The organism is Methylobacterium gregans (assembly GCF_022179245.1).
Lineage (GTDB): Bacteria > Pseudomonadota > Alphaproteobacteria > Rhizobiales > Beijerinckiaceae > Methylobacterium > Methylobacterium gregans.
Genome location: NZ_BPQM01000090.1, coordinates 24,142 through 46,961, shown reverse-complemented (window position 1 = coordinate 46,961; position 22,820 = coordinate 24,142). Strand labels below are relative to the sequence as shown.

General features: G+C 71.9%; 19 protein-coding genes. 10 read left to right on the top strand and 9 right to left on the bottom strand.

Annotated elements, in window-relative coordinates; translation table 11 throughout:
* The first annotated feature begins 137 nt into the window (after window positions 1–137).
* Window positions 138–1,037, top strand: coding sequence for a hypothetical protein (locus tag MFF54_RS17730; protein ID WP_238304138.1), 900 nt, complete (start codon window positions 138–140; stop codon window positions 1,035–1,037).
* Between the two features lie 253 nt (window positions 1,038–1,290).
* Here MFF54_RS17730 and MFF54_RS17725 read toward each other — a convergent pair whose 3' ends face one another.
* The 4 genes from MFF54_RS17725 to MFF54_RS17710 all read right to left on the bottom strand — a co-directional run bounded on the left by MFF54_RS17725 (window position 1,291) and on the right by MFF54_RS17710 (window position 5,734).
* Window positions 1,291–3,015, bottom strand: a complete 1,725-nt coding sequence (locus MFF54_RS17725) for a sensor histidine kinase (protein WP_238304137.1) — start codon at window positions 3,013–3,015, stop codon at window positions 1,291–1,293.
* Window positions 3,016–3,207: 192 nt separating this feature from the next.
* On the bottom strand, window positions 3,208–3,957 hold the full coding sequence (gene trmB, locus MFF54_RS17720) for a tRNA (guanine(46)-N(7))-methyltransferase TrmB (RefSeq protein ID WP_238304136.1): 750 nt from the start codon (window positions 3,955–3,957) through the stop codon (window positions 3,208–3,210).
* A gap of 8 nt (window positions 3,958–3,965) precedes the next feature.
* Complete coding sequence (metK, locus tag MFF54_RS17715; protein ID WP_238304135.1) at window positions 3,966–5,141, bottom strand: methionine adenosyltransferase; 1,176 nt, start codon at window positions 5,139–5,141, stop codon at window positions 3,966–3,968.
* 182 nt (window positions 5,142–5,323) lie between these two features.
* Window positions 5,324–5,734: a helix-turn-helix domain-containing protein gene (locus MFF54_RS17710; RefSeq protein ID WP_238304134.1), complete on the bottom strand. Its 411-nt coding sequence runs from the start codon at window positions 5,732–5,734 to the stop codon at window positions 5,324–5,326.
* Between the two features lie 563 nt (window positions 5,735–6,297).
* Here MFF54_RS17710 and MFF54_RS17705 point away from each other — a divergent pair.
* The 3 genes from MFF54_RS17705 to MFF54_RS17695 are packed head-to-tail and all read left to right on the top strand — an operon-like array spanning window position 6,298 to window position 9,381.
* Window positions 6,298–7,209 carry a pentapeptide repeat-containing protein gene (locus tag MFF54_RS17705; RefSeq protein WP_370880293.1) on the top strand — a complete coding sequence of 304 codons (912 nt, stop codon included), beginning with the start codon at window positions 6,298–6,300 and terminating at the stop codon, window positions 7,207–7,209.
* Between the two features lie 34 nt (window positions 7,210–7,243).
* On the top strand, window positions 7,244–8,671 hold the full coding sequence (locus tag MFF54_RS17700) for a M48 family metalloprotease (RefSeq protein ID WP_238304143.1): 1,428 nt from the start codon (window positions 7,244–7,246) through the stop codon (window positions 8,669–8,671).
* A gap of 29 nt (window positions 8,672–8,700) precedes the next feature.
* Complete coding sequence (locus tag MFF54_RS17695) at window positions 8,701–9,381, top strand: glutathione S-transferase family protein (protein WP_238304132.1); 681 nt, start codon at window positions 8,701–8,703, stop codon at window positions 9,379–9,381.
* A gap of 142 nt (window positions 9,382–9,523) precedes the next feature.
* Here MFF54_RS17695 and MFF54_RS17690 read toward each other — a convergent pair whose 3' ends face one another.
* Both MFF54_RS17690 and MFF54_RS17685 read right to left on the bottom strand, forming a co-directional pair.
* Window positions 9,524–10,708 carry an SMP-30/gluconolactonase/LRE family protein gene (locus MFF54_RS17690; protein WP_238304131.1) on the bottom strand — a complete coding sequence of 395 codons (1,185 nt, stop codon included), beginning with the start codon at window positions 10,706–10,708 and terminating at the stop codon, window positions 9,524–9,526.
* A 10-nt stretch (window positions 10,709–10,718) separates the two neighbouring features.
* On the bottom strand, window positions 10,719–11,693 hold the full coding sequence (locus tag MFF54_RS17685; RefSeq protein ID WP_238304130.1) for an SMP-30/gluconolactonase/LRE family protein: 975 nt from the start codon (window positions 11,691–11,693) through the stop codon (window positions 10,719–10,721).
* Between the two features lie 366 nt (window positions 11,694–12,059).
* On the opposite strand from MFF54_RS17685, the gene MFF54_RS17680 reads away from it, so the two are divergent.
* Window positions 12,060–12,758 carry a nucleotide-binding protein gene (locus MFF54_RS17680; RefSeq protein WP_238304129.1) on the top strand — a complete coding sequence of 233 codons (699 nt, stop codon included), beginning with the start codon at window positions 12,060–12,062 and terminating at the stop codon, window positions 12,756–12,758.
* Between the two features lie 7 nt (window positions 12,759–12,765).
* Here MFF54_RS17680 and MFF54_RS17675 read toward each other — a convergent pair whose 3' ends face one another.
* Window positions 12,766–13,695, bottom strand: a complete 930-nt coding sequence (locus tag MFF54_RS17675) for a LysR family transcriptional regulator (protein ID WP_238304128.1) — start codon at window positions 13,693–13,695, stop codon at window positions 12,766–12,768.
* Between the two features lie 104 nt (window positions 13,696–13,799).
* On the opposite strand from MFF54_RS17675, the gene MFF54_RS17670 reads away from it, so the two are divergent.
* Window positions 13,800–15,065, top strand: coding sequence for an MFS transporter (locus MFF54_RS17670; RefSeq protein ID WP_238304127.1), 1,266 nt, complete (start codon window positions 13,800–13,802; stop codon window positions 15,063–15,065).
* A gap of 184 nt (window positions 15,066–15,249) precedes the next feature.
* Complete coding sequence (locus MFF54_RS17665; protein ID WP_238304126.1) at window positions 15,250–16,698, top strand: sensor domain-containing diguanylate cyclase; 1,449 nt, start codon at window positions 15,250–15,252, stop codon at window positions 16,696–16,698.
* 27 nt (window positions 16,699–16,725) lie between these two features.
* Here MFF54_RS17665 and MFF54_RS17660 read toward each other — a convergent pair whose 3' ends face one another.
* Complete coding sequence (locus tag MFF54_RS17660) at window positions 16,726–18,120, bottom strand: M20/M25/M40 family metallo-hydrolase (protein WP_238304125.1); 1,395 nt, start codon at window positions 18,118–18,120, stop codon at window positions 16,726–16,728.
* A 260-nt stretch (window positions 18,121–18,380) separates the two neighbouring features.
* Here MFF54_RS17660 and MFF54_RS17655 point away from each other — a divergent pair, with 260 nt between their 5' ends.
* From MFF54_RS17655 to MFF54_RS17645, 3 genes are read left to right on the top strand one after another with little or no spacing between them, the layout of a single operon-like run.
* Window positions 18,381–18,911, top strand: coding sequence for a (2Fe-2S)-binding protein (locus tag MFF54_RS17655; RefSeq protein ID WP_238304124.1), 531 nt, complete (start codon window positions 18,381–18,383; stop codon window positions 18,909–18,911).
* Window positions 18,908–19,921: an FAD binding domain-containing protein gene (locus MFF54_RS17650; protein ID WP_238304123.1), complete on the top strand. Its 1,014-nt coding sequence runs from the start codon at window positions 18,908–18,910 to the stop codon at window positions 19,919–19,921. The genes MFF54_RS17655 and MFF54_RS17650 overlap by 4 nt, the downstream gene beginning before the upstream one ends.
* A 7-nt stretch (window positions 19,922–19,928) precedes the next feature.
* A complete protein-coding gene (locus MFF54_RS17645; RefSeq protein WP_238304122.1) occupies window positions 19,929–22,184 on the top strand; it encodes a xanthine dehydrogenase family protein molybdopterin-binding subunit in 2,256 nt (751 codons plus the stop codon).
* 78 nt (window positions 22,185–22,262) lie between these two features.
* Here MFF54_RS17645 and MFF54_RS17640 read toward each other — a convergent pair whose 3' ends face one another.
* Window positions 22,263–22,664 carry a DoxX family protein gene (locus MFF54_RS17640; protein WP_238304121.1) on the bottom strand — a complete coding sequence of 134 codons (402 nt, stop codon included), beginning with the start codon at window positions 22,662–22,664 and terminating at the stop codon, window positions 22,263–22,265.
* Between the last annotated feature and the right edge of the window lie 156 nt (window positions 22,665–22,820).

Sequence of the window (22,820 nt, the reverse complement as noted above, 5' to 3'; positions counted from 1 at the left end):
TCGGCAACGCCGCGGCGCGGCTTTTCCCCGCATGGTCGCGCCTCGAGCCGGGCGTTCGGTTTTGCAAAACCGGGCCAGCCCCTTACTGTGCGCCGCGCCCGGATCCGGGCAAGAGCCGGCCTGTTCCAGAGAGTATCATGATCGTTGCGCTGTTCGCGCTCGCCGCAGCCATGGTGATCGGCGGCAGCGCCGCCGTCGTCCAGGGGTTCCCGTTCGTGCGCCTGGAGAGCGGACTGGCCATGGTGATCGCCGGCTCGGTCGCGGCCTCGGCGGGCGCAGTGCTGGGCGGCCTCGGCGTGGTGGCCGTGTATCTGCGGCGGGTCGAGCGCGGTCTCGGAAGCCGCCCGGTGCCTGTGCCGACCGCGCTGCCGCCGTTCCCCGACCTGCCGCGGGCCGAGCTGCCGCGGGCGGAGGCGTCCGCGCCGCGCCCGGTCCTGCCCGCTGCCCTCGGCGCTGCGGCCGGGCTCGGAGGCGCTGCGCTGGCGGCCAACGGGCGGCGGCAGGCGGAGCCGACCTTCGAGGACACACTGTTCGAGCCCGCACCGCCCGAGCCGGCCCGCGAGCCCGAGCTGCCGATGCCGGGCCTTGAGCCCAAGCCCCCGCAGCCGGCCGACGAGCCGGTTCAGGACACCGTGGACCCGCAGCGGGCCGGCGCGGAATCCCTTCAGCTGCCGCAGCCCGGGGTGGCAGCTGAGCGCCCCGCCGAGCCCGACGGCGCCGGCCCAGAAGACGGCCTGTTCGCTCGCCCAGAGGCCGCGGAGCCGGGGAGGCCGGAGCTGCGCCCGAGCCTGGATGCGGCGGAGGAGCCCGCCGAGCCATCCGCGCCGGAGCCTGAGCCGGAGCCTGAACCGGCACCGCCTAGGCCGAACCGGGAGGTGGTGGGCAAGTACGCCTCGGGCGGCAACACCTACGTCATGTTCGCCGACGGCTCGATCGAAGCCGAGACACCGCAGGGCCGCTTCACCTTCGCCTCGCTCGACGAGCTGAAGGCCTTCGTGGATGCGGGCGGTGAGCGTAGTTCGCGCGGCGCGGCCTGATTGGAAATCGGCGGTGCGATCCAAGAGGTCGCTACCGCTCTCGCGGATACCCGGGGCGTGAGCGGATGGCGTGCCGGATCTCGCCAAGAGACGGCGCGAAGCGCTCACATCTCCTCCGCAGATCAAGATCGCGCCACTCCGCGCCCTTGTTGCTCTGGATTCCCGGGCGTCCTCCCCTGCGCTCCGGGGCGTGCTGGCCCGGAATGCCGGACAGGGTGGTGCCTCTTCCTGAGCAGCACCGCGACCCCAAGCCTTACCCCGCGAGCGGGTTCAAGATCCGGGTCCGGCCCGGCAGCGGAGCCCGCATGCTCAGCGAAAAACCCTCCGGGGCGTAGTCGGTCTCGACCTGCGCCTGGACCTGGGCGGTCAGCACCCGCTGGAGCAGGCGCGAGCCGAAGCCCTGGCGGCGGGGCGGCTGCACCGGCGGGCCGCCGCTCTCGCGCCAGCGGAAGTGCAGGATGCCGGCTGCCTCTCCCGGCTCCAGCGACCATGTTACCGTGACCCGGCCGCGGCGGTTTGAGAGCGCGCCGTACTTCGCCGCGTTGGTGGTCAGCTCATGGATCGCCATGCCGACCGGCACCGCCATCTCGGAGGGTAGGTCGAGGTCGGGTCCCTCCAGCACGACGCGCCCGTCGACCGCGTCCGCCGCCTCCGATTCAGCGTAGGGCTTCAACTCATTGACTAGGAGGTCCCGCAGGTTCGCGGTCTGCCAGGTGTCCTCGGTGAGGACCGTGTGGGTGTGGGCGAGCGATTTGATGCGCCCGACGAAGGCCTCGTAGAAGCTCTCGATGCTGGAGGCGGTGCGCGCCGTCGAGCCGACGATCGCCTGCACGGTCGCGAGCGTGTTCTTCACCCGGTGGTGCAACTCGCGGATCAGGAGCGTCTGGCGCTCCTCCGCGGTGCGGCGGTCGGTGACGTCGGCGACGACGCCGATCAGGCGGCGCGGCAGGCGGTTCGGCGCGTCCCGCTCGAAGCGGCCGGCCATGTCGATGGTGCGCCAAGCCCCGTCGCTCTTGCGCCGGACGCGGCCGGTGACGTGCAGGATGTCGTCCTCCCGCAGGGCCCGCGAGATCGCCGTGCGCACCCGGTCGCGGTCGTCCGGGTGGAGGATGTCGTCGAGGAACTCGGACTTGCCGATCGTGCCGTCCTCGGGCGTGCGCCCGAAGATCTCGAACATCCGCTCGTTCTCCCAGAGCGCCTGGTCCTCGAGCATGTGCCACTCGAAGATGCCGAGCCGGGCGATCGAGGTCGCGGCGCGCAGTCGGTGGTCGCGGGCCACGAGCTCGTCCCGGGCCTGGACCCGGGTGGTGATGTCCTGCACCACGCCGGCGAGGCCCGTCACCGTTCCGTCCGGTCCCCGAACCGGCTGGCCGCGGCTGGCGACGACCACCGTGCGACCGTCGTCGAGTCGGCGCAAGGCTCCCTCGAAGGCGTAGGGTACGCCATCCGCCAGGCTCGCGCGCACGGCGGCCGCGAGCCGCTCCATGGCCTCCTCGGGCACGGCCCGCCGCAGCGTGTCCCAGGTCGGGGCGGTGCCGGCGGGATGGCCGAGGATCTGGCCCGCGCGCCGGGACAGGATCACCCGGCCGCTCGCCCGTTCCCAGCGCCACTCGCCGAGGCCCGCCGCGGCGAGCGCCTCATGGTTTTCTTCGGAATGCGCCGCCGCGTCGGGATCGACCGCCTCGACGGTGAGGACGGGCCCGGTCCCGCGCACGCGGACGTCGAGAGCCACCCCATCCGCGCGGCGCCAGGAGCGGATGCCCTCGCCCGGCTCCTCGCCCGGTCCGATCAGATCCGCGAGCGGGCAGCCAGCGAGGGCGCCCGCGGGGTAGCCGAGGAGGGCACAGAGGGCGGGGTTGGCGTCGCGGAGCCGCGTTCCGCCCGCGTTCAACACGGCGATGCCGACCTCCGCACGCGCGAAGGCCGTACGGAAGATCCCTTCGGCTCCCGCCGGATCGTGGTCAGTGCCGTCGCCCAAACCGCATCCTCGAACGCCCGGGGCTGCTCGCGGCCCCGGTGACGCCCCCGTCCCGGTCGCGCACCATGGCCGGAGCGCGCCGCGGCGGCAAGGCCGCGCTTATACGGCGGATGGTAGCAAGCCGCGCGGTGCACGCGGCGCGGGTACCCTCCGCCTATGGGTGAGGGGGCTTGGCAGGTTCCGCAGGAGCGTTCAGCCCCGCGCGCGGCGGGCGAATTCCAGATAGGTGGGCCGGCGCCCGGCCGCGATTGCCTTGGCCTCGTAGCGGGTGCCGGGCCAGCCCGGGAAGGGCTGCCGCCAGTCGTCGGCTCGGGCGGCCGTCCAGGCGAGGTCCGGGCAGCGGGCGGCCCGCGCCAGGGTCCAGCCGGCGTAGTCGTCGATGTCGCTGGCGAAGCGGAACACGCCGCCGTCCTTCAGGACGCGGGCGATCTCGGCAAGCGAGCCTTCCGAGACGAAGCGGCGCTTGCGCTGGCGGCGCTTCGGCCAGGGATCGGGGTAGAGCAGGTAGACGCGGGACAGGCAGGCGTCGGGCAGCCGGGCGAGGAGCGCGGTCACGTCCTCGTCGCGGATGCGCACGTTGCGCAAGCCCTGCTCGTCCACCGCGCGCAGCAGCTTGACCACGCCGTTGACGAAGGGCTCGGCCCCGATGATGCCGATATCCGGATGGGCCGCCGCCTGGGCCGCGAGGTGCTCGCCCCCGCCGAAGCCGATCTCCAGCCAGACCTCGCGCAGATCCGACACCGCGGGGAAGAGCGTCGCGGGATCGAGCGTACCGACGGACGGCACCGTCACCCGGAGCGCGGGCAGCAGCTCGGCGAGACGCCGCTCCTGCGCGTCGCGCAGGCGCTTGCCCTTGCGGCGGCCGAAGAAGGCGCGCTCGGGCGCCTCCTCCGCGTCGTGAACACCCTCCTGCGCGGGAGGGACCTGATCCCTCCCGCTCATCAGGAGGCTCAGAAGGCCGACTTCAGCTTGGGCGCGAGGTCGGTGCGCTCCCAGGAGAAGCCGCCGTCGGCGTCCGGCGCCCGACCGAAATGGCCGTAGGCGGAGGTGCGCGCGTAGATCGGCTTATTGAGCTGGAGCGCCGTGCGGATGCCACGGGGCGAGAGGTCGAGGGCGTCCATCAGGACAGCCTCGAGCCGGGCCTCGTCCACCGTGCCCGTGCCGTGCAGGTCGACGTAGATCGAGAGCGGCTTCGACACGCCGATCGCGTAGGCCAGCTGGATGGTCGCGCGGCGCGCGAGGCCGGCGGCGACCACGTTCTTGGCGAGGTAGCGGGCCGCGTAGGCCGCCGAGCGGTCGACCTTGGTCGGGTCCTTGCCCGAGAAGGCGCCGCCGCCGTGAGGCGCCGCACCGCCATAGGTGTCCACGATGATCTTGCGGCCGGTGAGGCCGGCATCGCCGTCGGGGCCGCCGATCACGAACTTGCCGGTCGGGTTGACGTGCCAGACGGTGCCCTCGTTGACCCAGCCCTCCGGCAGGGCGCGCAGGATGTAGGGCTCCACGATGGCGCGCACGTCGGCGGAATCGAGCGACTCGTCGAGGTGCTGGGTCGAGAGCACGATCTGCGTCACCTCGACCGGGCGGCCGTTCGCGTAGCGCACCGTGACCTGGCTCTTGGCGTCGGGGCCGAGCTTGGCCGCGTCGCCGTCCTTCGCCTTGCGGGCGTCGGCGAGGTCCTTGAGGATCTTGTGGGCGTAGAAGATCGGGGCCGGCATCAACTCCGGGGTCTCGTCGGCGGCGTAGCCGAACATGATGCCCTGGTCGCCCGCGCCCTCGTCCTTGTTGCCGGCGGCGTCTACGCCCTGCGCAATGTCGGCCGACTGGGCGTGGAGGTGGATGGCGACGTCGTTGTTCTTCCAGTGGAAGCCCGACTGCTCGTAGCCGATGTCCCGCACGGCCTCGCGGGTCAGCGCCTCGAGATCCTTGAAGGTGACCGAGTCGGGGCCGCGCACCTCGCCCGCGATCACGATCCGGTTGGTCGTGGCCAGCGTCTCGACGCCGAGGCGGGCCTCGGGCATCGCCGCGAGGTAGGCGTCGACCACCGTGTCGGAGATCCGGTCGCAGACCTTGTCCGGATGGCCTTCGGAGACGGACTCGCTGGTGAACAGATAGTCTGAGCGCGGCATCGCGGTGCATCCCGTGTGACGGGCGCATCCTCGTGGCTGAGGCGACGGGCCCGGATTGACGGTGCGGGTTCTCGCACCCGCCGCCGCCGAGGGTCAAGCCGAAACGACGAACGCATCCGTTATTCCGGACGAAGCGGTCGGAACAACAGCCCCAGCCCGCTCGCAGCGCCGGTTGCGCCCGGTCAGCCGCCCAGCTTGCGGCTGAAGGCCTGGGCGGCAGCGGCGATGTCGCGTCGAAGCGATTCGGGCAGATGCTCGCCCACGCGTTGGGCCATAACCTCGGCAAGGTTCTGGAGGTCGGTCTCGGCCGCGTAGGGCTGCTGCCGCCCCTCGGCGAAGCCGTCCTGATGCACGTCATCGAGCCGGGGCGCGCCCTGGAAGAAATATTCCAGCGGGACGCCCGTCATACGCGAAAAGATGTCGAGATGGATCGCACTGATCCGGTTCGTGCCCTTCTCGTATTTCTGCAGCTGGGCGGCCGACATGCCGAAGCTCTCGGCTACACGCCTCTGGGTCAGAGAGGCTTTCCGCCGCTGTTCGGCGATGCGCTGCCCGACATAGACATCGCGCTGATCGGTCTTCTGGCCTGCCATCACGCTCTCGCATTGCGGCCCGGACGACGTAGGCTCGGCCATCCGGGCTTGGATACAGCCAAGCTTAGGCGCTGGCGCGCGTTTTGTCACGGCGCGAACCGTTACATTGTTGCGCCAGAGCGCGTAGCGCCATTTGAAATTGTAGCACGAAAGCGTGTGGTGGTGTCCCCGGCAGGGCTCGAACCTGCGACCCCAGGTTTCATCCCACTTCGGCTTTCGCCGCCGCCGCAACTGTCCGCGACGTTCGTGGTCTGGACTATCCCTTCACCCTGGGCGCGGTCCCGAAGGTCCTGCCGTTAGGTGCCGCCCGTCTAGTCTCTACACCTTCCGGGGGAAATGCTGGCGCATTCCCTTCGGCTTGGCTCGGGATCGGCAGGGCGCGGAACGCGCCGTGAGCTTTCCCCGACTTTGAGCGGATCCGCCGCGCGGTTTCCCGGCGCGGCGCCCAATTTGCGTTTAGGAAACCTGTGCTCTGTCCAGCTGAGCTACGGAGACCCACCACGGCTCTCATAGCATCCTCCGCGGGCCGGGCCAACCGTGGCCGGACAGGTGGGTCGGGGCGCATGCGGGCGGAACGGATCGGCAGGCGGATCAGGGGCCGACTTGTGTGCCGAGTCGGAAGGCAGACCGTCGCGCTCGCGGCCGCTCTCCTCGCCGTTCTGACGCCATGCAGTCCGATCTCGATCGCCGCCGCGCAGGGAGCGGACGCCTGCCGCGCCGGCCCTGCCCGTATCGACCGGATCGCCGAGGTCGGTCTACGCGGCGAGATCCGCCTCGCCTCCGGCGCTCGCATCCTCCTCGATTCGCTGCGCTGGCCGGAGGAACCCGAGGCGGCGGCTGCACGGGCTTGGTTGGAGGTGCGGCGCGCTCGGGATCTCACCGTCGTGCCCCGTGGCGGGCCCGACCGGTGGGGCCGCCAGCGCGCCGACCTTGTTCCGGACGTCCTGCTGGGGGATGGGGAGCCCGATCTCGCGGGCGGGCTCGCCGCCGCGGGGCTGGCCGCCGTCGATCCGGGCGAGGCCGATGCGCTCTGCCGTCCGGCCCTGTTGCGGGTCGAGGCCGGGGCCCGGGCGCGAGGGCTCGGCCTGTGGCGGACACCGCTCCCCGAGGCACGGGACGGGCCGGGCCTTCGTGCCCGGGAAGGGCGCTTCGTCGTGGTCGAGGCCCGGGTGCGCCATGTCGGCGAGCGGGCCGCCCGCACCTACATCGACTTCGTGCGCAGGGGCGAGGACGGGCTCACGGTCACAGTGTCGAAACGCACTTGGCGCGGGGTGCTCGAACATGGTTTGACTGGGCCGGGGCTCGCCGGCAGACGTGTCCGGGTGCGGGGCATCGTCGAGATCCGACGGGGTCCAGCGATCGACATCGCGGTGCCGGAGCTGGTCGAGCTGCTCGACGAGGCGGGGACGGAGGACGGGCGCCGCGGCGCCGAATCGGGGCATGCAGAGGGGCGCGGGACAGGTCGGGACCGATGAGGTGCGCGAGCGCGCGCCCGTCCGCTTGCGGGCGATGGCCTGCGCGCTGCTGGCCGTGCTCGGGCTCGCGGGCTGCGCCGCCGAGCAGACGGGCGCCGTGCTGGCGCCCGCCGCCGTCACGGTGCCGGCCGAGGCGCCGCGCATCACCGGCCGCCAGCGCCCGGCCGATTCGGACCACCTCAAGCTCGTCGCCTCCTTCGGCGGTGAGTACCGGGCGCCCGCGACGCTGCAGCTCCTCAGCGAGGTCACCGACCGGCTGGTGCGGGCGAGCGACCGGCCGGACCAGACCTACGCGGTGACCCTGCTCGATTCCTCGGTGGTCAACGCCTTCGCGCTGCCGAGCGGCCGGCTCTACGTCACCCGCGGCCTCGTGGCGCTCGCCTCCGACACTTCGGAGATCGCCGCGGTGCTGGCCCACGAGATCGCCCACGTCACCCTGGCGCACGCCACCGCCCGCACCGAGCTGGAGCTGCGCTCGCAGCTCGTCAGCCGCGTGGTGGCGGACGTGCTGAACGACCCGACGACCGGCGCCCAGCTTCAGAATCAGTCCCGCTTCGCGCTCGCCCGCTTCTCCCGCGAGCAGGAACTGGAGGCGGACGGCGTCGGCGTGCGGACCCTCGCGCGGGCGGGCTACGACCCCTACGGCGCGGGCCGCTTCCTCACGAGCCTCAACCGCACTCTGGCGCTGAAGACCGGCACCGGGGCGCCGGGCGAACCCGACATGCTGGCGAGCCATCCAGGCACGGCCGAGCGCATCACCCTGGTGACGCGGGCCGCCCGCCGCAGCGGCGCGCCCGGGATCGGGGTGGACGACCGGGCGCGTTACCTCGCGGCGATCGATGGCTTGAGCTACGGCGACAATCCCGGTGAGGGCGCGGTGCGGGGGCGCCGCTTCATCCATCCGAGCCTCGGCATCGCCTTCGAGGTGCCGGACGGCTTCGTGATCGAGAACACCCGCAACGCCGTGCTCGGCACCACACCGGAGGGCAGCCGCCGCCTGCTGTTCGATCAGGTCGATGCGGAATCCGGCCAGGGCCTCGACGCGGTGCTGAAGGCGACCTGGAACGACACGATCGAGCCGGGCTCGGTCGAGTTGCGCGAGGTCGGCCGCTATCCGGCCGCGACCGCGCTCTCCCGCGGCAAGGACTGGACGTTCCGGCTTGCGGCTTTGCGGGTGGGCGACACCACCTTCCGCATGATCATGGCCGCCAAGGGCGCGACCGACCCGGAGCCAGCCTTCCGACGCTGGATCGCGAGCCTCGCGGCGGTTTCCCCAGCCGAGACGCAGTCCCTGCGCCCTCTGAGGCTCCAAGTGGTGCAGGCTGGATCGCCGAATCCGGATGAACTCGCGCGCCGCATGGCGGTGCCCGACCGGGCGCTCGAGCGCTTCCTCGTCCTCAACGGGCTGGAGCGCAACGCCAGTCTGCGGCCGGGCCAGAGCTACAAGATCGTGACGGAGTGACGGACTCCGTCCCTCCGCGAGGACCTGGGATGATCCGCTTCTACTACAATCTCTCTCCGAACCCGATGAAGGTGGCGCTCTGCCTGGAGGAGCTCGGGCTGCCCTACGAGCCGGTGCCGGTGGACGTGCGCCGCGGCGAGCAGTTCGACCCCGCCTACGGCGCGATCAACCCGAACCGAAAGGTGCCGGCCATCGTCGACGGCGCCGTCACGGTGTTCGACTCGAACGCGATCCTGCTCCACCTCTGCGAGGGGGCGGGCCGCTTCCTGCCCGCGGGCGACGCGGCCCGGGGCGAGATGCTGTCCTGGCTGATGTTCGTCGCCACCGGGATCGGGCCGTTCTCGGGCCAGTGCGTGCATTTCCGCCACTTCGCGCCCCCCGGCCAGGATTACGCGGTCGAGCGCTACACCTTCGAGGCGCGGCGCCACTGGGGCATCCTCGACGCGCACCTCGCCGCGCGGCCCTGGATGCTGGGCGAGACCTACGGCATCGTCGACATGGCGGTCTGGGGCTGGGCCCGGATGGTGCCGTTCATCCTCGGCGAGGGCGCCATCGCGGATCTGCCCAACGTGAAGCGCCTGCTCGACGCGGTGAACGCGCGACCGGCGGCGCAGCGCGCGGAGGCCCTGAAGGGGCGCCACAGCTTCAAGGCCGAGATGGATTCCGAGGCCCGCGGCTTCATGTTCCGGGCGATCGGCACCGCGGCCTGATCCGGCCCCGTCCGATCACGCCGGATGCGGACGTATCCCCCCTCTCCACGCGCGGGGGAGGGGGAACCGTGAGACCCCGCGTGATCGACCGGATCCGGTCTGAGGTGAAGCCGCGCCCGCCACGGAGCGGCAGCCTGTTTCGTCAGACCCCGTCCACCGGGTCGGCGTCGATGCGCATCCGCAGGATCGCGTAGGGCGGCTTCGAGAGGTCCTGCCCGGCATTGAACTCCGGCCGGCGGTTCACCTGCGCGGCCGAGATGTAGAGCCAGCGCTCAGGCGTGATCCAGAAGGTGTCGGCCCAGACCAGGCGCGGGTCGGCGGCGATGACCTCGATGCGCCCGTCCGGGTCGCGCCGGCCGACCGCGTTCTGCTCCTGCAGGCTCAGGTAGACCCGGTCCTTCGAATCGGTGGTCAGCCCGCCGGTCATGCCCTTCTCGCCGAGATCCTCGACGGTTGCGGCCACCATCGCGTCGCTCGCGGCCGGGTCGAGGAGAGCCGCGGTGCCGACCGCGTAGAGGTGCCGGGCCATCAGCGGCGCGTAGTAGAGGCGGGCGCCGTTGGGGCTCAGCGCGATGCCGTTGGCGCCGCCCTTGGGCGATTGGGGCGGGCCGTCCCCTTGCGTCTGCATCACGGGCCGCTGCTCGACGAACTTGACCACACCCGTCTGCGTCTTGGTGCTGGCGTGCTCGGCCAGCCGCCGCAGAACCAGGCCGTTCGCGAGGTCGACCGCCAGGATCGCGCCCTTCCCGTCCTGGCCCTGGTCGGTGATGTAGGCCACCGGCCGCCCGTTCAGGCGCCCGACCCGCAGGTCGTTCAGTGAGGAGGTCGGGCCGATGCCGGCCTCCAGCGGCACCACCCGCACGATCCGGTTCGTCGCGAGATCGATCTGGACGAGCTTCGCGCCGCCCGGCACCGGCGCGCCCTTGCCCTCGGGCAGGGCCGCGTCGAGCAGCCAGAGCGTGTCGTCGCGGTCGAACACGCCGTTGGGCACGTGGAACAGGCTCGCCTGCGGGCGCTTCGCGTCGGGTCGGTTGCTCTCGGCGTCGGGGTAGGGGCGGACCGAGCCGTCCGGCATCACCTCGCCCACCGTGAACGGGACCTTGGCGGTGAAGCGCGGCATCATCACGAAGACGCGGCCCCCGCGCGAGATCGCGAGCCCCGTCGGCGTCGAGGGCGCGTCGGCGAGGTGGGCGAGTTCGAGCCCGCCGACCGGGCGGCTCGGACTCGCGGTCCTCTCTTCCTCGGATCGCGCGCGGGCGGGGCTCGCCGCGCCGGCCGCGAGCGCGAAGAGGCCGGAGCCGATCAGGTGACGGCGGTGGATGGTCAATCGGGTCTCCTCAGACCTTGAGGTCGATGGCGTGGATTGCGTGGGAGGCGGCGATGTAGAGGCGCCCGTTCGCGCCGAAGGCCATGTTGGCGGCCACCACCGGCGTCGCGATACGGCCGAGCCGCGTCCCGTCCGGGTGGTAGATCCGCACCCCGTCGATGCAGGCGGCGAAGACGTGGCCCCGCGCGTCGACCTTCAGCCCGTCCGGCACCCCGGCCTCCAACTCGGCGAAGACGCGGTGGCGCCCGAGCCGGCCGTCCTCGACCGGGAAGGCCAGGATCGCCCGGCCGCCCTCAGGGTTCAGGGAGGCGCCCGACTCGCTGACGTAGAGGGTGCGTCCGTCCGGCGCGAAGGCAAGTCCGTTCGGCTGGTCGAGCACGTCGGTCATCGCCTCGACCCGGCCGGGCTCGGAGATCCGGTAGACGCGCCGCGCCGCCTGCTCGGGCGTCGCCTGGATGCCTTCCTCGGGCTCGGCGATGCCGTAGACCGGGTCCGTGAACCAGATCGCGCCGTCCGGCCCGGCGACGGCGTCGTTCGGGGAATTGAGTTTCCGCCCGTCATAGGCGTCGGCCAGCACCGTGAGGGTGCCGTCGGCCTCGCGCCGCACCACCCGCCGCCCGCGATGCTCGCAGGTGACGAGGCGGCCCTGCCCGTCGAGCGTGTTGCCGTTGGCGTTGTTGGCGGGCGCCCGAAAGGTCGCGGGCCGGCCCGGCTCGGCCCCCCCGGCCAGGACCAGGATCCGGTTCGCCTTCACGTCGCTGAAGACGAGGCCGCCGAGCGCGGGCGCCCAGCACGGACCCTCGCACCACCGCCCCTCGGCGTAGAGGGTGGCGAGGCTCGCCTCCGGATCGACGATCGCTCCCAGGCGCGGGTCGTCCACTCGGACCACGGGCGCCGCCTCAGCGCGCGAGGCGCGGCCGGCCAGGGTGGCGGTGCCGAGGGCGAGCCCGCCCTTGAGGACGGAGCGTCTGTCGGGATGCGGCATGTATCTCCTGATGGATCCCCTGGTGAAGCTGCTGGCGAGTCCACTGGCGGTTCGCCCCGTCCGGTCTCCGAGCTGTCCGGTGCCGGCCCAACGCGCGGGAGCGCGGCGCGATCCAGATCGAAAGAGCCTCTGCCGATGCTGAGCCGGCACGGACAATCTTCGCGCCGCGCCGCCCGCTCGATCCCGCGGGAATCGCCTCGGAATACAGTCCCGGCCGGCTAGCCGCTCGCGATCACCTGCCGTAAGCCCCGGCGGACTGCGCGGAGCAGGGTACGGAGACGGCGGGATGGGGGGTGTCGGGGGGATCGGCGGACGCTTCGGCGCGGGCGCGACGGGCCTCGCGAGGGGCACTGTGCGCCGGCCGGCATGAGCGGGGGCGCCCACGGGGCCGTGTTCGGGGCTGCGTCCGCGGCCACCCACGGCGGCCTGCGCGTGATCGCCCTGGCGGTGCAGAAGGGCGGCACCGGCAAGACCACGCTCGCCGCCTCGCTCGCGGTCGCCGCCGCCCAGGCCGGCGAGCGGGTGACGGCCTTCGACCTCGACCCGCAGGGCTCGCTCGCCGGCTGGGGCGCGATGCGGCCGCGGGGCAACCCAGTGATCGACCGGATCCGGCCCTGGGAAATTGGCCAGATGGCAGAGATCCTCGGCCAGCTCGACGCGGATGGTGGGACGCTCGCGATCCTCGACACCGCCGGCTCCGCTGCGGGCGACGCGGCGCTCGCGCTCAGGCTCGCCGACCTCGTGCTGATCCCGATCCGCCCCTCGCGCCTCGACCTAATGGCGGCCCAGCCGACGATCCGGGCCATGGCGAAGCAGGGGATGCGCGAACGCGTCGGTCTCGTGCTCAACCAGTGCCCACCCCCGCCCTCGCCGCGGGCCGCCCTCTACGCGCAGCAGCTGGCGGCGCTCGGCGTGCTGGCCGAGCCGGCGTTGATTCAGCGCGTTGATCACCAAGACGCTCTGGCGCTGGGCGCCGGCGTCACCGAGCACGCGCCCGACGGCCCGGCGGCGGAGGAGATCCGGGCGCTCTGGGCCTGGGCGGCCCGGCGGATTGGGCGCGCCTGAGGGCGCCTCACCCCGCCAGCATCTCGCCGACCCAGACGCCCTGGCTGAGCTGCTCGGCCATGATAGCGGCGATCGCCGCGCCCGCGAACTCCGCGGCGCGCGAGACCGGCCGGTCGGGCTGGAAGGAGAGCACGAGCCGCCGGATCGGGGCGGGATCGACCAGCGGCGCCGCGGTGAGCCGGCCGGCCGCGATGTCCTCGTGCATCGGCGCGCGCGTCAGGATGGTGCGGCCGTAGCCCTGGCGTACGAGGTCCTTCAGCGCCGTGTAGCTGTCGATCTCCAGGCCGATGTCGAGGGCGATGCCGGCCTCGTCGGCGAAGTGCTGCACCATGTTGCGCAGCCCGTGCCGGGTGCTCGGCAGGAGGAGACGCTGGCCCGCGAGCGCTCGGAACGGCACCGGCTCCTCGGCCGTGAGGCCGGCATCGCCCGGGCCGATCAGGAACAGGGCCTCCTGCATCAGCGGGCGGATGCGCAGGCTGCGGGGCGCGCGGGGATCGTAGAGCACCGCGAGGTCGATCTCGCCGCGGTAGAGGCTGTCGAGCAGGTAGCCCGTATAGGCCGCCACGAGCTGGAGCCGCACCCGCGGATGCGTGGCGCTGAAGGCCGCCACGAGCGGCACCGAGATCATGTCGGCGAGCGTGGGCGGCAGGCCGACCGCGACGTGCCCGGTGAGTTCGGCGCCCGGCCCCGAGACGCTGGCCCGCAACTCCTCGGTCTCGGCGAGCACCCGCTTGGCGTGGCGCAGGGCCTCGCGACCGGCCTCGGTTATGACCATGCCGCGCCCGTGCCGGTCGAACAGGCGGGCTCCGAGCTCGTCCTCCAGCAGGCGGATCTGCCGGCTCAGCGCCGGCTGCGCGATCCGCAAGCGGCCGGCGGCCTTGCTGAGGCTGCCGAGCTCGGCCACGTGCACGAGGGTGCGGAGTTGGGCGAGATCCATCTCCGAGCTATGCCGGATCGCGATAGCTGTTCAAGTTCGATTGCTGAGGCGCGATAGCGCCGAGCCCACTACCTTCAGCGCACCGTCATAAGAATCGAGCCGCCGTGAGCACCGACCTGACCGCCGCAGCGTCCCTCGGCCTCGCCTCCGCCGGCCCCGCGCCGCGCGAGGCCGCCGCCACCGCGATCGAGCCCGGCACCCCCGCCTTCCGCCGAGCGCGGCTCGCCCTGTTCCTGGCTGGCTTCTCGACCTTCTCGCTGCTCTACGCGGTGCAGCCGCTGCTGCCGAGCTTCACCGAGGAGTTCGGCGTCGGCGCCTCGCAGGCCTCGCTCGCGCTCTCGCTCGCCACCGGCTTCCTGGCCTTCTCGATCCTGTGCGCGGGGGCGGTCTCGGAGGCGGTCGGGCGGCGCGGGCTGATGTTCGCCTCGATGGCGGGCGGCGCGCTCCTCCATCTCGGCAGCGCTCTGGCGCCGAACTGGCACGCGATCCTCGTGCTCCGGGCGCTGGAGGGCTTCGTGCTCGGCGGCGTCCCAGCGGTGGCGATGGCCTATCTCGCCGAGGAGATCCACCCGCGGGCGCTCGGCGCCACGATGGGCCTCTATGTCGGCGGCACGGCCTTCGGCGGCATGATGGGCCGGCTCGGCATGGGCGCGCTCACGGAGTTCGCCTCCTGGCGCGCCGCGATGGGCGTGCTGGGCCTCCTCGACCTCGCGGCGGCCGTGGGCTTCCTGCTGCTGCTGCCGCCATCCCGCAACTTCGCGCGGCGCCGGGGCGTGAACGCGGCCTACCATCTCGGCGCTTGGGCCGGGCACCTGAAGAACCGCGGCCTGCCGCTCCTGTTCCTCACCGGCTTCCTGGCGCTCGGCGTCTTCGTCGGGACCTTCAACTACCTGACCTTCCGCCTGAGCGCGGCGCCCTTCTCGCTGAGCCAGGGGCAGATCAGCCTCGTCTTCGCGGTCTTCCTCAGCGGCGTCGTGGCCTCCTCGGCGGCGGGCTCCCTTGCCGACCGATTCGGGCGCGGGCCCGTCCTCACCGCGGGGGTGCTGATCATGGCGGCGGGCCTCGGCCTGACCCTGCTGCCCGCTTTGCCCGGTCTGATCGCGGGCGTGGTCGGCGTCACGGTCGGCTTCTTCGTGGCGCACGCTGTCGCGAGCGGCTGGGTCGGCCGGATGGCGGCGGGCGCCAAGGGGCACGCCGCCTCGCTCTACCTGCTCGCCTACTATCTCGGCTCCAGCTGCCTCGGCTCGGCCGGCGGCCTGTTCTGGACCCATGGCGGCTGGCCGGCGGTGGTTGCCTTCAATGCCGGGCTGCTCGCGCTCGCGCTCGTCGCCGCCGGTCTGCTGTGGCACCGCGAGCGGCGGGCCGGGTGATTCCCGAGCAAGCCCCGCCGCCGCACGGCCGCGAGAGCACATCGCGCGAACAGCGCGGGAGCGGTTTTCCTTGGCCCGACGGCTCAGGCTTCCGGCGTTGCTCGGCACCTTTTGGCAAGGCTTCCGGAGGATACTGCGCGCTGCTCTCACGGGCGCCGCCTGAACTCCGAGACTACCTTCACCGATGACGCATGTCGCGCCGCCCCCCGGCGATCTCGAAGCCGGGCTGTTCGATCTGGCGCCCGTCTCGCTCTGGCTGCAGGATCTGAGCGCCCTCAAGACCTGCCTGGAGGGCTGGCGCGCGGCCGGCATGGACGACCTGCGCGCCTGGCTGCGGGATCCCGCGCACCTTCTGGCGGTGCAGAGGCTGATCCGGATCGAGCGGGTGAACCGCCACACGCTCCGGCTCTACGAGGCGCGCGACGAGGCGGAGCTGTTCGCGCACATCCCCGCCATCTTCGACGATCCCCGGGCCGACGCGCTGGTCGAAGTGCTCTGCCAGCTCTGGGCGGGGGCGACGCAGGCCCGGCTCGTCACGCAGAACCGGACCATCGGCGGCCGGGTCATCGACGTGAGCTACGCGGGCCGGCTGCTGCCGGGCCATGAGGACGACTGGGCCCGCTTCCTGATCTCGGTCGAGGACATCACCCAGCGCGAGGAGATGCGCCGCCGCGAGGACGCGCTGGCGCGCTTCGCCGCGAGCCTGTTCGAGCGCTCGCCCGTGCCGACGCTGGTGCGCGACGAGTCCGGTCTCGCCGCGATGCTGGCCGACCTGCGCGCGGCGGGCGTGGTCGATCTGGCAGCCCACATGGCGGCGCATCCGGACTGGGCGGAGGCCGCCCGCGCGAGCCTCGCCATCGTCGGGGCAAACCCGCCGGCGCTGGTCCTGTTCGGTGCGGCGGACGGCGACGCGCTCGCCCACCACGTCGCCGTGGGCCTCGGTGTGGAGGCATGGCGGGTCTTCGCCGAGGAGGCGCTGGCCCTCTGGGCCGGGGCGGGCCACGGGGTCCGCGACGTCCTCTTCCGGCGCATCGACGGCGGTGCGCTCCACCTCAAGGCGCAGTACGCCGAGCTTCCGGGCCAGGGCGACGGGCGCCGCCTCGTGCAGATCGCACTCACGGATATCGGCGCGAACAAGCGCGCCGAGGCGCGCCTGGAGACCCTGAGCCACACCGATTCCCTGACGGGCCTGCTCAACCGCGCGGCCTACGCGGCGCATCTCGAGCGGCTGGAGGCCGAGCGGATCGTGCCGACCTCCGTGATCGTCGCCGACCTGAACGGGCTGAAGGCCGTCAACGACCGCCGCGGCCATGATGCCGGCGACGCGCTGATCCGCCGTTTCGGGCGCGTCCTGGCGGCCCGTGTGCCGGCCTCGGCCCACGCGGCCCGGATCGGCGGCGACGAGTTCGCGGTCCTACTGCCGGGCACCGGCCCGGAGAGCGCCGCCGCGCTGGCGCTGCGGATCGCCGAGGGCGTCGAGCGGGCGAATGACGGCGCCGACACCCCGCTCGGGGTCTCGCTCGGGATCGGCACCTGGACCGGCGAAGGCCCGCTGAATGCGGCGGTCACCCGGGCCGACGCGCGGATGTACGCGGCCAAGCGCGGCCGCCGCGGCCGGGTCCGCGTGGCCTGAACCCGGTCGGGCGCACGACCGGGGCGTTCAGCCCCGCCCCTGTTCCCCGAACGCCTGGAGGATCCGCGCCCAGGAGCGCGTGCCCTTGTGGAAGCTCCGGAGATCGTACTTCTCGTTCGGCGAGTGGATGCGGTCGTCGTCGAGCGCGAAGCCGATCAGCAGGGTGTTGAGCCCGAGGATCCGCTTGAAGTCGCCGACGATCGGGATCGAGCCGCCGGCCCCGACCGTCACGGCCTCGGCGCCCCATTCCGCGGAGAGCGCCGCCTTGGCGAGGCCGAGTTCCGGCATGTCGAAGGGCAGGCTCACCGCGCGCGAGCCCTTGTAGGTTATTACCTCGACCTTGCAGTCGGCCGGCACGCGCTCGCGCACGAAGGCCTCGAAGTTCCGCGCCAGCGCCCCCGGATCCTGATCGTCCACGAGGCGGAACGAGACCTTGGCGGAGGCCTCGCTGGCGATCACCGTCTTGGTGCCCTCGCCCGTGTAGCCGCCGATAATGCCGTTGACGTCGCAGGCGGGACGCGACTGGATCAGCTCGATCGGCATGCGCCCGCGCTCGCCGGCCGGCTCCTTCAGGCCGATGGGGCCCAGGAACGTCTCCGGCGTCAGGCCGAGGCCGCGCCACTGCTCGATCACCGCGGGCGGCCGCTCGTGCACGCCGTCGTAGAAGCCCGGGATAGTCACACGCCCGTCCGCGTCGTGCAGGTCGGCCAGGATCTTGGCCAGCACGTGGATCGGGTTGCGCGCGGCGCCGCCGAAGAAACCCGAATGCAGGTCGCGGTCGGCGCAGGTGACCTTCACCTCGAAGTAGCACAGGCCCCGGAGCGAGGTGGTGATGGCGGGGGTCTTCGCGTTCCACATGCTGGTATCGCAGACCAGAACCACGTCGGCGCCGAGCCGGTCGCGGTTCTGCTCGACCCATTCGGGCAGCCCCTGCGAGCCGTTCTCCTCCGCGCCCTCGACCAGGATGGTGACGCCGCAGGGCAGCTCGCCGGCCATCGCGATATGCGCCCGGCAGGCCTCCACGAAGGTCATCACCTGGCCCTTGTCGTCCGAGGCGCCGCGCCCGACGATGCGCCGCTGCCCGTCCGCGCCTTCCGCGATGCGCGGTTCGAAGGGCGGCGTCTCCCACAGGTTCAGCGGGTCGACCGGCTGCACGTCGTAGTGCCCGTAGAACAGCACGTGCGGCGTGCCGGGCTTCGGTTTGTGCGCGAGCACCACCGGGTGCAGGCTGGTCTCGTGCACGCCCGTGTCGAAGCCGAGCGCCGTGAGGTTGGCCGCGAGCCAGTCGGCGGCCTTGCGGCACTCGGCGGCGTAGGCCGGATCGGTCGAGATCGACGGGATCCTGAGGAACCGGAACAGGCGCTCCAGCGCGTTGTCGAGGTCCTTGTCGATGTCGTTCAGGATCGCGTCGAGCGCCGCCATGGGCTGTCTCCGAGAAGGGTGGGGGGCCGCCCCAGGGTTAGCCGATGCGCGGGCCGAACGGAACGGCGGGATGTCCTGCCGCAGCCAGGGCCGCCGGGCCGTTTGGAACAGGGACAATCTGGAATTGTTGTGAGGTGAGACCGGGCGCTCGACGCCCGGCACACCCGTCCGCGCGCTCGCCAACGCGAGACCCCGCAGCGGACGGGACGCCTTCTTCTACGGCCGCGTTTCGGCCCGCCTCATCGTTCCCGCGAGGTCCCATGCTCATCGAAAGCGGTTCGCCCGTCGCGGCGGACACGAAAGTCGGCATCAGCCTGACCATCAACGGCCAGCACCGCGAGCTTCAGGTCGCGCCCTGGACCACCCTGCTCGACCTGCTGCGCGAGCACCTCGACCTCACCGGCACCAAGAAGGGCTGCGACCACGGCCAGTGCGGCGCCTGCACGGTGCTGGTGAACGGCACGCGGGTGAATTCCTGCCTGACGCTCGCGGTCATGAAGGACGGGGCCGAGATCACCACCGTCGAGGGGCTGTCCGGCCTCGCCAACGAGGGCGCGGGCACCAACGGCCTGCACCCGATTCAAGAGGCCTTCATCGAGCACGACGCCTTCCAGTGCGGCTACTGCACGCCGGGCCAGCTCTGCTCCTCGGTCGGCATGATGAACGAGGGCCACGCCCACTCCCGCGACGAGATCCGCGAGGCGATGAGCGGCAACATCTGCCGCTGCGGCGCCTACACCAACATCGTCGACGCGATCGAGGACGTGATGGCCCAGGGAGGCGCCCGATGAACCGCTTCGACTACGTCCGCGCCGGCACGGTGGCGGAGGCGGTGCAGGCCTTCGCGGGCGCCGAGAGTGCACGCTTCATTGCGGGCGGCACCAACCTGATCGACCTGATGAAGTACGATGTCGAGCGCCCCGGCCGGCTCATCGACATCACCCGCCTGCCGCTCGGCGAGATCGCGGAGCACGACGGCGGCCTGCGGATCGGCGCGCTCGCGACCAACGCCACCGTGGCGTACGACGACCGCGTCCGCGCGCGCTACCCGCTGCTGGCCGACGCGATCCTGGCCGGCGCCTCGGCGCAGCTCCGGAACGCCGCCTCGACCGGCGGCAACCTGCTGCAGCGCACCCGCTGCTACTACTTCTACGACACGGGCACGCCCTGCAACAAACGCCAGCCCGGCTCCGGCTGCCCGGCGATTCAGGGCGTCAACCGCATCCACGCGATCTTCGGCACGAGCCCGCACTGCATCGCCACGCACCCCTCCGACATGTGCGTGGCGCTCGCCGCGCTGGAGGCCAAAGTGCAGGTGAGCGGGCCCGAGGGCGAGCGCAGCATCCCCTTCGCCGAGTTCCACCGGCTTCCCGGCGACCAGCCTGAGAAGGACACCAACCTCAGGCCCGGCGAGATCATCGTGTCGGTCGATCTGGCCGACCGGGATTTCAGCCGGCACTACACGTACCTGAAGCTGCGCGACCGGCTCTCCTACGCCTTCGCGCTGGTCTCGGTCGCCGCCGCCCTCGAACTCGACGGCGATACCGTGAAGACCGCCCGCCTCGCGCTCGGCGGCGTCGCCCACAAGCCCTGGCGCAACGAAGAGGCCGAGGCGCTGCTCCAGGGCAAGCCCGCCACCCGCGAGAGCTTCCAGGCCGCCGCCGACCTCGTCGTCGCCGAGGCCAAGCCGCAAGCCGGCAACGCCTTCAAGGCGGAACTGGCGCGGCGCGCCATCGTGCGGGGCCTGGAACAGGCCGCCGCCGGCACGCCCCAGTCCATCACCGACAAGCGCATCCAGTGAGCCGCCGATGACCCAGACCTTCTCCTCCACCGGGCGCGACAGCTTCGTCGGCACGCCGCGCAGCCGCATCGACGGTCCCGCCAAGGTGACGGGGCTCGCCAAATACGCGGGCGAGTTCTCGGCGCCCGATCTCCTGCACGGCTACGTCGTGTCGGGCATCGTCGCCAAGGGCCGGATCAAGAGCATCGACACGCGCGCGGCCGAGGCGGTGCCCGGCGTCGTCAAGGTGCTGACCCACGAGAACCGGCCGCGCACCGCGTGGCTGAACTACAATTACCAGGATCAGGTCGCCCCCCCCGGCGCGCCGTTCCGCGCGCTCTACGACGACAAGATCCACTACAGCGGCCAGCCGGTCGCCCTGGTGGTGGCCGAGGATTTCGACACCGCGCGCCACGCCGCGACGCTGGTCGAAGTCGATTACGAGGCGGAGGCGCCCAGCGTCGATCTGAGCAAGGTCGAAGCGTTCGCCTACGACCCGCCGATGAAGCGCAACGGCATCAAGCCCCCGCCGAAGCCCTGGGGCGACGCCGATGCGGCCTTCGACACCGCGGCCGTGAGGGTCCGGGAGCAGTACACGCTCGCCACCGAGCACCACAACCCGATGGAGCCGCACGCCTCGACCGTGATCGTCGAGGAGGACGGCACCTACACGGTCTACGACAAGATCCAGGGCGTCTCGAACAGCCAGGGCTATCTCGCGAACGTGTTCGGCCTGAAGAAGGACGACCTGCGGGTGATGAACCCGTATCTCGGCGGCGGCTTCGGCTCGGGCCTTCGCCCGCAGTACCAGCTCTTCCTGGCGATGCTGGCCGCGCGCGATCTCGGCCGCTCGGTGCGGGTGGCGCTGACCCGCGACCAGATGTGGACCTTCAGCTACCGCCCCGAGGCGATCCAGACGATCAGCCTCGGCGCCGACCGGGACGGCACGCTCCAGGCGCTGCGCCACGATGCCCTCGCGCCGACCTCGCAGTTCGAGGATTACCAGGAGGTCGTCGTCAACTGGTCGGGCATCCTCTACAGGTGCGACAACGTCGCGCTGACCTACAAGCTCGCCAAGCTCGACACCTTCACGCCCGCCGACATGCGCGCGCCCGGCGCGGTCACCGGCGTCTTCGCCATCGAGACGGCGATGGACGAACTGGCCTACGCCGCCGGCCAGGACCCGATCCAGCTCCGGCTCAAGAACTACACCGAGCGGGACCAGACCCAGGAGGACAAGCCCTTCGGCTCGAAGGCGCTGAAGGCCTGCTTTGCGGAGGGCGCCGAGCGCTTCGGCTGGTCGAAACGCAACCCGGAGCCGCGCTCCATGCGCGAGGGCCGCGAGCTCGTCGGCTGGGGTATGGCCACGGGCGTCTGGGAATCGATGATGATGCAGACGAGCGCCCACGCCATCCTGACGGCAGACGGCAAGCTCGAGGTCGGCAACACCACGGGCGATATCGGCACCGGCACCTACACGATCCTCACCCAGATCGCCGCCGACACGCTCGGCCTGTCGATGGAGGCGGTGACGACGAAGCTCGGCGACACGCGGCTTCCGGAGGCGCCGATCGCGGGCGGCTCGTGGACGGCGGCCTCCTCCGGCACGGCCGTGATGAAGGCCTGCCGGGACGTCGGCGAGCAACTCTTCCGGCTGGCGCGCCAGATGGACAACTCGCCGCTGGCCAACGTCGATTTCGAGCGCGTCGCCTTCGCGGACGGCCATATCGAGGTGGCGGGCGATCCCGCCCGCCGCGTCGCGCTGGTGGACGTGATGCGCGCGGCCGGCGTCGAGAAGCTGGAGGCCGTCGGTCAGGCCGCGCCCGACAAGGACTTCAACAGCCAGTACGAGGCCTACACCCACTCCGCCGTCTTCGCCGAGGTCAAGATCGACGAGGAGCTCGGTCAGGTGCGCCTGACGCGGGTGGTCTCCGCGATCGCGGCCGGCAAGATCCTCAACCCGAAGACGGCGCGCAGCCAGATCCTCGGCGGCGTGGTCATGGGCATCGGCGCGGCTCTGGAGGAGGAGTCGATGATGGACACCACCCTCGGCCGGTTCATGAACCACAATCTCGGCGAGTACCACGTGCCGGTGAACGCCGACATCCACGACATCGAGGTGATCTTCGTGGACGAGGAGGACCGGGCGAACCCGCTCGGCGTGAAGGGGCTCGGCGAGATCGGCATCGTGGGCACCGCGGCGGCCATCGCCAACGCGGTCTTCCACGCCACCGGCAAGCGCATCCGCCACCTGCCGATCACGGTCGACAAGATCATCGGGTGAGCGGGACACCCCCGCGTATCCCCTCCCAAAAGAGGGGGAGGAGATACGCGGCACCTCAGGAGACTGAACGAAGCCGTCTCAGACCCGCGGACGCCGCCCGTCGAGGCTCAGCGCCCCGGGACCGGCGGTGACGAGGTAGAGGAAGACGAAGCAGAACAGGATCGCCGCGTCGCCCCCGTTCACGGCCGGGAAAAAGCCGCGCGGCGCGTGGAACAGGAAGTAGGCCACCGCCATCTGGCCCGAGGCGAGGAAAGCCGCCGGCCGGGTGAACAGGCCGAGCGCGATCAGCGCACCCGTCACGATCTCGATCACCCCGCCGATGCCGCGCAGCGAGAGGAGTTCGGGTGCGGGCCCGTTCGAGGGCGGGAAGCCGAACAGCTTCTGCGTGCCGTGCGCGAGGAACAGGAGGCCGGCCATGACCCGCAGGGCGGCCAGGGTATAGGGTGCGTACGGCGACAGGCGTGCGAACAGGCCATCCATTGGGACGATTCTCCGTGGTAGCGAGCCGGAGCGGTTCCGCGAAAGTGCCCGACTGTCAAGCTTCGGCGGGGACGGGAACGCGCGGCGCCGGAGCGCGATGATCGGTTAACGATCCTCGTCTACGACTCGTCTGTGTATGGAGAGCGGCGGCGATGC

Coding starts and splice junctions, on each gene's coding strand:
- MFF54_RS17730 (WP_238304138.1), top strand. CDS start 138: ATGATCGTTGCGCTGTTCGCGCTCGCCGCAGCCATGGTGATCGGCGGC.
- trmB (WP_238304136.1), bottom strand. CDS start 3,957: ATGAGCGGGAGGGATCAGGTCCCTCCCGCGCAGGAGGGTGTTCACGAC.
- metK (WP_238304135.1), bottom strand. CDS start 5,141: ATGCCGCGCTCAGACTATCTGTTCACCAGCGAGTCCGTCTCCGAAGGC.
- MFF54_RS17710 (WP_238304134.1), bottom strand. CDS start 5,734: ATGGCAGGCCAGAAGACCGATCAGCGCGATGTCTATGTCGGGCAGCGC.
- MFF54_RS17705 (WP_370880293.1), top strand. CDS start 6,298: ATGCGGGCGGAACGGATCGGCAGGCGGATCAGGGGCCGACTTGTGTGC.
- MFF54_RS17700 (WP_238304143.1), top strand. CDS start 7,244: ATGGCCTGCGCGCTGCTGGCCGTGCTCGGGCTCGCGGGCTGCGCCGCC.
- MFF54_RS17695 (WP_238304132.1), top strand. CDS start 8,701: ATGATCCGCTTCTACTACAATCTCTCTCCGAACCCGATGAAGGTGGCG.
- MFF54_RS17685 (WP_238304130.1), bottom strand. CDS start 11,693: ATGCCGCATCCCGACAGACGCTCCGTCCTCAAGGGCGGGCTCGCCCTC.
- MFF54_RS17680 (WP_238304129.1), top strand. CDS start 12,060: ATGAGCGGGGGCGCCCACGGGGCCGTGTTCGGGGCTGCGTCCGCGGCC.
- MFF54_RS17675 (WP_238304128.1), bottom strand. CDS start 13,695: ATGGATCTCGCCCAACTCCGCACCCTCGTGCACGTGGCCGAGCTCGGC.
- MFF54_RS17665 (WP_238304126.1), top strand. CDS start 15,250: ATGACGCATGTCGCGCCGCCCCCCGGCGATCTCGAAGCCGGGCTGTTC.
- MFF54_RS17660 (WP_238304125.1), bottom strand. CDS start 18,120: ATGGCGGCGCTCGACGCGATCCTGAACGACATCGACAAGGACCTCGAC.
- MFF54_RS17655 (WP_238304124.1), top strand. CDS start 18,381: ATGCTCATCGAAAGCGGTTCGCCCGTCGCGGCGGACACGAAAGTCGGC.
- MFF54_RS17650 (WP_238304123.1), top strand. CDS start 18,908: ATGAACCGCTTCGACTACGTCCGCGCCGGCACGGTGGCGGAGGCGGTG.
- MFF54_RS17645 (WP_238304122.1), top strand. CDS start 19,929: ATGACCCAGACCTTCTCCTCCACCGGGCGCGACAGCTTCGTCGGCACG.
- MFF54_RS17640 (WP_238304121.1), bottom strand. CDS start 22,664: ATGGATGGCCTGTTCGCACGCCTGTCGCCGTACGCACCCTATACCCTG.